Source organism: Streptomyces sp. NPDC058470 (assembly GCF_042721055.1).
Classification (GTDB): domain Bacteria; phylum Actinomycetota; class Actinomycetes; order Streptomycetales; family Streptomycetaceae; genus Streptomyces.
In genome coordinates, this window is sequence record NZ_JBHXMF010000003.1 from 245,496 (window position 1) to 256,632 (window position 11,137).

At 68.8% G+C, this 11,137-nt stretch carries 8 protein-coding genes; 3 read left to right on the forward strand and 5 right to left on the reverse strand.

Annotated features, from left to right (window positions below):
* Positions 1-36: 36 nt before the first annotated feature.
* Positions 37-1,122 (reverse strand): prephenate dehydrogenase, encoded by a 1,086-nt coding sequence (locus tag ACFWP7_RS03665; protein WP_384375386.1) that lies wholly within the window; start codon positions 1,120-1,122, stop codon positions 37-39.
* Positions 1,123-2,179: 1,057 nt separating this feature from the next.
* Here ACFWP7_RS03665 and ACFWP7_RS03670 point away from each other — a divergent pair.
* Positions 2,180-3,052, forward strand: coding sequence for a transcriptional regulator (locus ACFWP7_RS03670; RefSeq protein WP_384375389.1), 873 nt, complete (start codon positions 2,180-2,182; stop codon positions 3,050-3,052).
* A gap of 107 nt (positions 3,053-3,159) precedes the next feature.
* Here ACFWP7_RS03670 and ACFWP7_RS03675 read toward each other — a convergent pair whose 3' ends face one another.
* Genes ACFWP7_RS03675 through ACFWP7_RS03690 form a run of 4 tightly spaced genes read right to left on the reverse strand, consistent with a single transcriptional unit; the run spans position 3,160 to position 6,705 of the window.
* Positions 3,160-4,197: a MupA/Atu3671 family FMN-dependent luciferase-like monooxygenase gene (locus tag ACFWP7_RS03675; RefSeq protein WP_384375392.1), complete on the reverse strand. Its 1,038-nt coding sequence runs from the start codon at positions 4,195-4,197 to the stop codon at positions 3,160-3,162.
* 16 nt (positions 4,198-4,213) lie between these two features.
* Entirely contained in the window at positions 4,214-5,452 is a 1,239-nt protein-coding gene (locus tag ACFWP7_RS03680) for a beta-ketoacyl-[acyl-carrier-protein] synthase family protein (protein WP_384375395.1), read from the reverse strand.
* Complete coding sequence (locus tag ACFWP7_RS03685; protein WP_384375398.1) at positions 5,449-5,685, reverse strand: acyl carrier protein; 237 nt, start codon at positions 5,683-5,685, stop codon at positions 5,449-5,451. The genes ACFWP7_RS03680 and ACFWP7_RS03685 overlap by 4 nt, the downstream gene beginning before the upstream one ends.
* 18 nt (positions 5,686-5,703) lie before the next feature.
* Positions 5,704-6,705 (reverse strand): beta-ketoacyl-ACP synthase III, encoded by a 1,002-nt coding sequence (locus ACFWP7_RS03690; RefSeq protein WP_384375401.1) that lies wholly within the window; start codon positions 6,703-6,705, stop codon positions 5,704-5,706.
* A 430-nt stretch (positions 6,706-7,135) separates the two neighbouring features.
* Here ACFWP7_RS03690 and ACFWP7_RS03695 point away from each other — a divergent pair, with 430 nt between their 5' ends.
* Positions 7,136-7,345 carry an MbtH family protein gene (locus tag ACFWP7_RS03695; protein ID WP_280878746.1) on the forward strand — a complete coding sequence of 70 codons (210 nt, stop codon included), beginning with the start codon at positions 7,136-7,138 and terminating at the stop codon, positions 7,343-7,345.
* Positions 7,346-7,552: 207 nt separating this feature from the next.
* Positions 7,553-11,137, forward strand: a 3,585-nt coding sequence (locus ACFWP7_RS03700) for an amino acid adenylation domain-containing protein (RefSeq protein WP_384375405.1), incomplete at its 3' end; no start/stop codon positions are given.

The following is an 11,137-nucleotide window of genomic DNA, read 5'->3' on the forward strand; positions in this document are numbered from 1 at the left end:
CTGGTCGTCGTCCCCGGCGCGGGTCGAGGGCGCCCCTCAGTGCGAAGTGGACCAGCCGTCGGCGCCCAGCATCCGGGACAGCTCCGGAGCCGCGGTCCGCCGTACGAGAAGTTCGACGAGGCCCTGCCCTTGGCCCGGCGAGTGTTCGATACGGACGTCCTCGATGTTGACGCCGATCTCGCCGACTGCGGCGAACACCCGAGCGAGCGAATTCGGCTGATCCGGGATGGTGACGGTGACCGCGGCCAGGTCGGCGAGTGACGTGCCCGGCTTGTGCTCGATACGGGCTCGCCCCGCGCAGCCCTGTTCGAGGAGTCGCTCCACATCGTTCGCCCCGCGCTTGCGAGCCACCGGGTCCGTGCCGGCCAGGGCGCGCAGCGCGCCGATGACCAGGCCGAGATCGGCCGCGTAGGCGTCGAGGATCTCCGCCACCGCCTCCGCGTTGGCATGGAGGATGTCCTGCCAGAGCGCCGGATTGCCGGCCGCGATGCGGGTGACGTCCCGCAATCCCTGCCCCGAGACCCGAATGCTTGCCTCCGGGGCGTGCCCGAGCCGGGCCGCCATGAGGGAGGAGACGAGGTGGGGCGCGTGCGAGGTGAGGGCGACGGCCCGGTCGTGCGAGGTGGCGTCCATGATCACCGGCGTGGCGGCGCACAGCGCGACCAGCTCCAGCGCACGGTTGAGGACGGCCTCCTCGGTGTGCGCCGACGGGGTGAGGACCCAGGGCCGGCCCTCGAACAGGTCGGCCCGCCCGGCCAGCGGTCCCGAGCGCTCGGTGTCGGCCAGCGGATGACCGCCGACGTAGCTGGCGGCGTCGGCGCTCTCGCTGTGCAGGTCGCGGTGCGGCCCCGCCTTCACGCTTGCGACGTCGGTGTAGGCACGGGCGAGGCCGCCGCGCTGGACGCGCGCGAGTTCGGTGGCGATGTGCGCGGGCGGTACGGCGAGTACCGCGAGGTCGACCGGTTCCTGGGGCGTCCGGAGCGAGCCCGCACCCATGGCCTCGGCCGTCCTGGCCGCCGTGCTGTTCACGTCCTGGAGATGCACGGCCACGCCGTTGCGCGTCAGGGCGAGGGCGACCGATGTACCGATGGCGCCGGTTCCGATGACCGTGGCACTTCTCATCGGTGGCCGCCTGTCGTCCGGGGCGTCCGCAGCCGTGGGCGCGCTGCCCGAATGGCGGTGGACGCATCTTCGGTGGTGCCTGCGGACATGAGGGGTTCCTATCAAAGGTCTGGACGTGTTCGAAAGATAGTGATGCAACCGGCGACCGTGGCCGAAGAATTGACGTGGGGCGGTGTATGCGGAATGAGAGGCCGCCCAAGGCGCATGCCCGTGCGGGGCGAGGATGTCGCGACGATTCCGGAACATCTGGCCAAAGGGGGCTGCCACCTGGGCGTATGCGCCCCTTGAGTGGTGTGGTCGGGCCCTTGTCACAGAGTACTGTGCTGTGTCGTCCGAGACGATTGACCGCGGTGAGCGGATGCCGTGTCCGCATTGTTTATGAAAGAAGTATTTGATTCCACCGCTGGATGCGGTGCCTGTAGGCCCGGCGTCGTCGTCGTTCGATCTGAAGCGGAATATCAGCGACCGCACAGAAATTCCGGCGGTCGAAGCGGGGGTCCGGCACGGTGACACGGGTGAGGCTCCTGTGGCGGCCCCACCGCTGGCCCCCGGCCCGCCGTTCAACCGATGCGGTGCCGCAGTTGAACGGGAGATTGACCTTGTGTTTGCCTTGAGGGCTTCTGTACCCAAACCGTGACCCCTGATGTATGTTCGAACGAGACTTCTGGGGCTCGTGGGGAACGGTCAGGTGGAGTACCGAAGCCGTTGCCGGATCGTCCATGGTGCTTCTCGTTTCACCTGCATGGATCGCATGTAGGGAACGGGGAGGGAGAGTCGGTGCTCGCCGTCTTCCACATTCCCTGAAATCTCTGCGCGAACTGGTGTGGCCAGTGGAAGGCATCGAGAAAAATCGATTCTTACCGTGCGGCAAATGGGGGAGATCAGTTTGAAGAGCGAGGCTGTCCAATTAAGACGACCGGAACCCGCAAAAAAGTCAGTCGATCTCATCAGAGCCGTCAGACATCCGAAAGCTCCGCAACGAACCGCCGTTTCCATTTCCATCGCCTCACTCCTTCCCGCTGACTCTCCGCGTCTGGAAGGACAGGACGCGGAGCACGTGGGCCGGCTGTTGGAGATCGACGAACCGCTTCCGCCGATCCTTGTGGAGCGGCGCAGCATGCGGGTGATCGACGGGATGCACCGCCTGACGGCGGCCCTCCTCAGGGGCGACGAGTCGATCGTCGTCGAGTTCTTCGACGGCACCCCTGAAGAAGCCTTCCTGCGGGCCGTCGAAGCGAACGTCACGCATGGCCTTCCGCTCTCCAAGGAAGACCGGCGAGCCGCGACCGAGCGCATCATCTCGTCACATCCCGAGATGTCGGACCGGGCGATCGCACGGGCCACCGGGCTGGGCGCCAAGACGGTGGCAGCCGTCCGGCGCAGTGCCTTCGACGCCGCCCCGCAGCTGAGCGCACGCATCGGACGGGACGGCAAACTGCGGCCCCTCAACAGCGCGGAGGGACGGGAGCGGGCCGCCGCACTCATCGCCGAGTACCCGGACGCGTCACTGCGCGAACTGGCACGACTCGCCGGAATCTCTCCGGCGACCGTGAGCGATGTCCGCAAACGGGTCATGTCCGGCGAGCCGCCGGTGCCCGAGCCGGACGAGTTCGCCGCCAAGGACGGGCGGCAGGAGACCCCCGAACCCGGCTGGGCCGGCGAGCGCCGAGCCGCCCGCAAGGCCCGGCTGGTCCCGCCGGATCCGGTACCCCTGCTGGAGAAGCTGCTGCGTGATCCGTCACTGCGGCACAAGGAGGAAGGCAGGCGTCTGCTGCGGGTGCTGCAGCAGAACGCCTTGGGAGAGCAGGACTGGTCCAAGCTGGCCGATGCGGTGCCGTCGCACTGTGGGGACCTGGTGGTCGACCTGGCACGCCAGTACGCGGAAACCTGGACGGAGTTCGCGAAGGAGCTGGACGAACGCACGCAGTGAGAGGGGACCCGCAGCCTTAGGGACTCCTATCGGTGAGCACCCCGGCGCACAGCACGTGCGCCGGGGTGCTCACCTGACGTGAAGGAGCAGCGGCAGCCGTACCGTGGCTACGCGGCTGTGGCCTCGCCCTCCTGCACCCGCCGCCGTACCTCGTCGAGGTGGGGGAGCGCGGCGAGCACCTTGTGACCGTCGACTCCGAAATCGACGAGCGAGGCGATCTCGTCCACACCGGCCGCCCCGAGGGCGCGTGCGAAGTCCGTGCACTTGTCGACCGATCCGAACAGAGCCGCGGCGTGGAAGTAGCGTTGGAAGGCCAGCTGGGCAAGCCGTTCGGGATCGGCCTGCTGGAGCGCGCTCCACTGCCTCTTCCACAGATCGATGGACGAGAGCAGATACTCGCCGAACGGGGCACGGACCGTGTCGCGCACCGCCCGGTCGTTCTCTCCCACGAACGTGTGCAGCATGAGGGTCACGGTGCCCGCCGCGGGATCGTGGCCGTGCTCCTCGCGGGCGGCACGATAACGCTTGATCTTCTCGGTCAGTTCGTCCGCGCTCTGGAACAGCAGCGCCGTCAGGACGTTGAGTCCCCGCGCTCCGGCCTGGGCGAAGGACTCGGGACTCGACGTACAGGTGAGCCAGATGTCCGGCTCCGGCTGGACGGGCCGTGGGTACGTCAGTGTTTCGACCAGCTCGCCCTCGCCGTTGCGCCGCGACAGCCGCTTGCCGGCCCAGAGGCTCTTGATCTCCTCGATCGTGTCCAGCGTGTACTGCCGACGGTCCGCGTACCGGTCGGGAGCCAGCACGAAGTCGTTGGGGTTCCACCCGGTGGCCATCGCCAGATCGACCCGCCCGTAGGAGAGGTTGTCCACGAACGACCAGTCCTCGACGACGGTCAGCGGGTCGCGCAGCGGAAGGACGACGCTGCCCGCCCGGAGCCGGATGCGCCGGGTCCTGGTGGCGAGCGCCGCCGCGGCGAGCGCCGGATTCGGATACGCGCCACCGAAGGGATGGAAGTGCCGCTCCGGAATCCAGAGAGCCTTGAAGTCGTGCTCGTCGGCGAATCGAGCTGTTTCCAGCAGCAGTTCGTACTCCTGCGGCGGGTCTACGACCTCACGGTTGGCGAAATACAGAAGGCTGAAATCCACGGAAACCCCATCTTGCTCAGACTGCGCCGAGGACGACGACCGCGTTGTGGCCGCCGAAACCGAAGGAATTGCTGACGGCCGCACCTACGGGCGTATGTCTGGGCGCACCGTGCACGATGTCGATCTCCGGAATGCCGCGATCCCGCTCGCCGAAGTTCGCGGTGGGCGGGACGATTCCCTGTTCGACCGAGAGAGCGGTGAACGCGGCCTCGACGGCTCCCGCGGCACCCAGCATGTGCCCGGTCACGCCCTTGACGGAGGTGACCGGTGTGCCGTTCCCGAAGACCTGCTCGATGAGCCGCGCTTCGATGGCATCGCCCTGGGGGGTGCTGGTCGCGTGAGCGTTGATGAACGCGATGTCCGACGGGCCGATGTCCGCGTCCTCCAGGGCCTGCCGCACAGCGAGTTGGGCGCCCAGCCCGTCGGGATGCGGTGCCGTGAGGTGGTGCGCGTCCGAGGATTCGCCGTACCCGAGCAGCCTCGCGTAGGCGTGCCGGCCGCGCGCCCTCACGTCCGCGGCCCGCTCCAGTACGAGAACGGCGGCGCCCTCTCCCAGCACGAAACCGTCGCGCTGCCGGTCGAACGGCCGGGACGCGACCGCGGGTTCGTCACGACGCCGGGACAGCGCCTTGAGCCGGTCGAACCCGGTGGACATGAGCGGCGAGACACCGGCTTCGGTACCGCCCGCCAGGACGACGTCGCAGCGGTCGGCGCGCAGCAGGTCGAGGGCGAAGCCCAGCGCCGTGGTGCCCGACGCGCACGCGGTGGACAGGCTCAGAGCAGGGCCGTGCAGGCCGAGTTCCATGGCCACGTTGGCCGCGGCGATATTGCCGATGGCCTTCGGAACGGTCAGCGGATTGACCGCACGCGGCCCCCTGTCCCGCAACCGCGCTCCCTGCTCCTGCCAGGTGGCGTGCCCACCGAGCGCCGTGCCCATGAGCACGCCCACCCTGGCCGGGTCCCAGTCCCCGGCCGCCGGCGCGGCGTCGAAGACCGCCTCGCGGGCCGCGGCCGTCGCGTACTGCGTGAAGGGATCCATCCGGCGCGCCTCGGCACCCAGCAACCCGTCCGCGTCGAACTCCCGTACCCCGCAACTGAAATCGACGGCCAGGCCCTCAAGTCGCGGGTCCGCGGCGGCCGTCGACAGTCCGGCGCAGACCGTCTTCCAGGCCGAGCCCGTGCCGACCCCGGCCGGAGTGACCATCCCGATCCCGGTGATCACCACCTCCGGGCGCCGAAGTCCCCTGTTGCTCATGCGGGGATGACCGCGCCTTGGGATTCCAGAAGGACGGCCAGCCCGGAGACGGTGGTGACGGCGCTCAGATCCTCCTCGTCGACCGTCACACCCAGCTCGTCCTCAAGATGCGCGCCGAGCTCCGCGAGGGAGAGTGAATCCACCCCCAGGTCCATGAACGACCTCTCCGGGTCGATGGGGTCGGGAACCTTGTAGACGGTGTTCAGGATGGTGGTGAGGTACGTGACATACATGCCGCATTCCCTTCTCACTCAGATCTCCGAATGGACAGCTGTCAGCCGGGGCCAGACCAGCGCGGCCGACGCCCAGGTGAGGCCGCCGCCGAAGGCGGTCAGTACGGTCCGGTCACCCGGCTGGAGTTCATGGGCGGCCGTCGCCCCGGCCAGGGCCAGCGGGATGGAGGCGGCCGCCGTGTTGCCCACCTCGGCGAGGGCGCAGACCGCGCGCTCGGGTGGCAGGCCGAGCCGCTTCGCCACCGCCTCGATGATGCGAGCGTTCGCCTGATGCGGTACGAGCAGGTCGAGCGTCTCGGGGCTCCAGTCGCAGTCCTTCATCACCCGCAGGGCCGAGTTCGTCATCTGCTCGACCGCCTGGAGATACACCTTGCGTCCCGCCATCGAGAACCAGCGCTCGCCGGTCGGCTGTTCGCGCGTGCCGGGAACACGGATGAGCTCGGCGTCGGAGCCGTCGCTGCCGAGGTCGAACGCGAGCAACGCGCCCTGCTCGGCTGCGGAGCCGCGGCGCAGCAGCACGGCCCCCGCACCGTCTCCGAAGAGCACGGCTGTGGACCGGTCGAGGGGATCGACGATGCGGGAATAGGTTTCGGCCGCGACCACCAGAACACTGTCCACGATGCCGGCCGTGATCAGACCTCCGGCCGCCGCGGCGGCGTACAGGAATCCACTGCAGACGGCTGACACGTCGAATGCGGGAATCCTTCCCTGCCCCATGCGGTACGCGATCTCGGGCGCGGCAGGCGGACAGGGACGTTCCGGTGTCGTGGTGGCAAGAATGAGGGCCCCTACCGTGCCGGTCCCCGCCGAACTCATCGCATTGGCGGCGGCCGCACAGGCCAGATCGTTCACGGAGACGTCAGGGGCGGTCCGACGGCGCGCGGATATTCCCGTCCGGGTGCGAATCCATTCGTCACTGGTGTCCAGGTGATCCGGCAGCGACGCGTTGTCAACCTTGGTGGAAGGTAAACAGGTTCCCAATCCAGCGACCACGGCCGCGCTCATGCCCGGTACCTGCATCTTGCCGCTCCTTTGAGTACCGCCTGTCGGCACAGCAGACGCCATCGCATTCCCCATGAATTCTTCGTCCGGCGACCGTATCCAGGTCGAGAACACGGCACAACCGCGGCCGACTTCGGGCATCCGGCCGTCGGAGCGCCGGGCGGCGACAGGCGGGTCGCGCGCCGTCGGCACCGCATCTCACGGTCGGCGTCAACTGCCCTTCACCGCAACGGTTCACGCCCGCCCGTACCGCCCGACCATAGGGGCCAGGAGCCGCCGTCACCCGGGACCCGTCCCGCACCGGAGCCCTGTTCAACTGGTGCGGCGACGCAGTTGAACGGCGGGTGTGGTGATCGCCGGGGATTGATTAGCCTCAAGGCTCGGACCATCGTTCATCGGGGCAGACCCATGGCTGCCCGATTCAATTCACCCAGGAAGGGACGGCGTCGTGACTAATCCGTTCGACGACCCGGATGGCATCTACTTGGTCCTGGTCAACGACGAAGGACAGCACTCGCTCTGGCCGGTCTTCGTCGATGTGCCCGACGGCTGGAAGACCGTATTCGGCGAGGCCGGACGGCAGGAGTGCCTCGACTACATCGAGAAGTCCTGGACCGACATGCGACCCAAGAGCCTGATCGAGGCCATGGGGAAGTGACCGCTGCCGCTCGGCGATCCCTCGTTCGGGTCCGCCGAGCGGCAGCGATCCTGCTTGACACACCGCCGGGGCGCTGTCCGCGCTCCCTGGACTTCCAATTGCCAAGGCTCAGTTCTCTCATCGGAACTGGGCGCCTTTCAGCATGCCTGAACGGCGGCTGACCTCTGTTTGTCAATAGGCGTGCCGGAATACTTGGGGTGGACGGGAATGGCTGCTATCGACCGCGAAATCCAGCATCTGATGGCTGGCCAGTTGGAGATCTGGCAGGCGCAGCAACTCGCGCCCGAAAACCCGATCTACAACGTCGCCGAGTATCTGGAGATCAACGGCGATCTGAACGTCGAGCTCTTCGTGGAGGCCCTGCGGCGCACCGTCGACGAGGCGGACAGCCTCCGGCTGCGCTTCCGGGTGGTCGACGGCACCCCCATGCAGTACGTCGCCGACCCGCACGACGGCTATCCGATCCATGTCATCGACGTCAGCGCCGGGCCGGATCCGGACGCGGCCGCCCAGGAATGGATGCGGGCGGAGTTCCGCCGCCCCGCCTGCCTCACGGACGGGCCACTGTTCGCCTTCGCCCTGCTCAAGCTTGGCCCCGAGCACCACTTCTGGTACCAGCGCTACCACCACCTCATCGCCGACGGCCCGGCGGCGGGCCCCATCGCCACCCGGGTCGGCCGGCTCTACGACGCGCTCCTGACCGGCCGAGCCCCCGAGGGCCGGTCGCTGGAGCCCCTGTCCGTACTGCTGGCGGCGGACCGCGCCTACCAGGACTCACCCGACTTCGCGCGCGACCGCGCATACTGGCTCGACACCCTGTCCGAGCTCGCGAACACGGACGGAGCCGGCGGCCCCACAGGGGGACGCCTGCCCGACACCCTGGTGCGCCACCGGGACCGTATCGCCGCCGAACAGGTCACCGAACTCGAGGCCGTCGCACGCCGGTTGAGGACCAGTCTCGCCGGCCTGGTGATCACCGCGGCGGCCATCCACCAGCACCGCGTCACCGGAGACCGGGACGTCATCATCGGCCTCCCGGTGGCCGGCCGGCTCGGCGAGCGAGCCCTCGGCATTCCCGGCATGACCGCCAACAACATGCCGGTAAGCGTCCGGTTCGACCGGAAGACCACCCTCGCCGACGTGATCCGACAGGCCACCGGCACCGTCCGCGAGGGCTGGCGCCAGCAGCGGTACCGCTACGAGAACACCCTCCGGGATCTGAAGCGCGCGAAGGGCGACACGCTGTGCGGCCTGCACGTCAACGTCATGTCCTTCGACTATCCCGAACGGTTCGGTGACTGCCGGATCACCTGCCACAACCTTTCCACCGGCCCGATCGACAACGCACGGATCGACCTCTACACCAGGCCCGGCGAACCCGGCGTACAGCTCGACGTGGACGTCAACCTCGACGTCCACGAGCCGGCCGCGGCCCCGGACATCGCCCGCCGCTTCCTGCACATCCTGAACTGGATCGTCACCGCCGCCCCCACCGACCCGGTCGGCCGTGTGGATCTTCTGGAACACGGCGAGCGCCTGCGCGTGCTGCTCGAATGGAACGGGACCGGCACCGACATCGAGGCCACCACGGTCCCCGGACTCTTCGCCGCGCAGGCGGCGCGGACACCGGACGCCGTTGCCGTGGCATCCGACGAACTCCGGCTGTCGTACGCACAACTCGACGAGCGGGCCAACCGCCTGGCACACCACCTGAAGGCCCACGGGGTCGGACCGGAGTCCGTGGTGGCGGTCGCCATGGAGCGCGGCGTGGACCTGGTGGTGTCCCTGGTCGCGGTGCTCAAAGCCGGCGCGGCCTACCTGCCTATCGACACCTCGCTGCCCGCCGAACGCATCGGCTTCATGCTCGCCGACAGCCGCGCCGCGATGCTGCTCGGCAAAGAGGAACTCCTCGACGACCTCCCGGTCAGGCGCGTCCTGACACTCGCCGTGGACTCCACCCCCGTACAGGCCGCCCTCGCGTCAGCACCCGTCACTGCGCCCCAAGTAGCCCTGAAGCCGGACGGCTTGGCCTACGTGATCTACACCTCCGGATCCACGGGCACACCGAAGGCGGTCATGCTCACCCACGCCGGCGCGGTGAACCTCGCCGCGGTGCAGGCCCGGCGATGCGGCGTAGACGAGAGTGCCAGGGTGCTGCAGTTCGCGTCGGTCGGCTTCGACGCCGCCACCTGGGAACTGCTGATGGCACTGGGCACCGGCGCGCGACTGGTGGTGGCCCCCGCCGAGGAACTGCTGCCCGGATCAGGCCTGGTGGACGTGCTCAACCGGCACGGCGTCACCCACGCGACCCTGCCCCCGGCCGTACTCGCGGTGCTCGCTCCCGAAGACCTCACCTCCGTGAGCACCCTGATCTCCGCGGGCGAGGCACTCGGCAAGGACCTGCTGGCACGCTGGGCCCCGGGCCGGACGTTCATCAACGCCTACGGCCCCACCGAGGTGACGGTCTGCGCCACCATGACCGGCGCCCTGCACGCCCAAGACGAGCCGCTCATCGGCACACCCAACGCCAACACCCGGGTGTACGTACTGGACCAGGCGCTGCTTCCGGTCCCGGCCGGAATCGTCGGAGACCTGTACGTCGGCGGAACCGGAGTGGCCCGGGGTTACCTCGGACGGCAGGCACTGAGCGGACAACGCTTCGTCGCCGACCCGTTCGCCGCGGACGGCACCCGCATGTACCAGACCGGAGACCACGTCAAATGGACCGACGACGGCCAACTGGCCTTCGTCGGCCGGGCAGACGACCAGGTGAAGATCCGCGGCTACCGGATCGAACCCGGCGAGGTGCAGTCCGTGGTGACCGCACACCCCGACGTAGAACAGGCCATCGTGGTGGTCGGCGAGGAACCCGCCGGAGACAAGCGCCTGGTGGCGTACGTCGTCGCGGCCGACGGCTCCCGCATCGCCGAACTGCCCGCCACCGTCCGCACGTTCGCGTCCGGACGGCTCCCCGAGTACATGGTGCCGAGCGCCGTCGTCGTACTCGGCGGCTTCCCCCTGACAAGCAACGGCAAGATCGACCGCAGGGCGCTCCCACGGCCCACCTACCCGACCGGCACGCGCCGGGCACCGGCCACGGAGCAGGCGGAGATCCTCTGCGCCGCATTCGCCGAGATCCTCGGACTGGAGCGCGTCGGGGTCGACGACGACTTCTTCGACCTGGGCGGCCACTCCCTGCTGGCGACCCGCCTGGTGAGCCGGGTCAGGGCCCTGCTGGGTGTCGAAGTCCAGATCGCCGACGTGTTCGAGGCCCCCACCGTGGCCTCCTTGGCCGCCCGGCTCGCGGACGCCGAGGGATCCCGCCCCGCCCTGATCGCCGGCCCGCGCCCGGAGCGCGTACCCCTGTCCTTCGCACAGCGACGCCTGTGGTTCCTCGGCCAGTTGGAGGGACCCAACGCCACGTACAACGCCCCGCTCGTACTGGGCCTCTCCGGACGCCTGGACCGGGACGCGCTCAAGTCCGCCCTGCGGGATGTCCTGGAGCGGCACGAGGCATTGCGCACGGTGTTCCCGGCCGAGGAGGGCGAGCCCTATCAGCGGGTGCTCGACCTCGAAGAACTGGCCTGGGACCTGACGGTCACCGAGACCGTGAAGACACAGGAGACATACGACCGCCTCCAGGCCCTCACCGACCTGTCGGGCTCGACATCGGGCCACACGCCGAACGCGACACACGAGACCGACGGCCCGGCGGACTTGGCCGAAGAAGTGATCAAGGCTGCTGGGTATGCGTTTGATCTTGCGGTTGAGGTGCCGGTGCGGGCGTGGTTG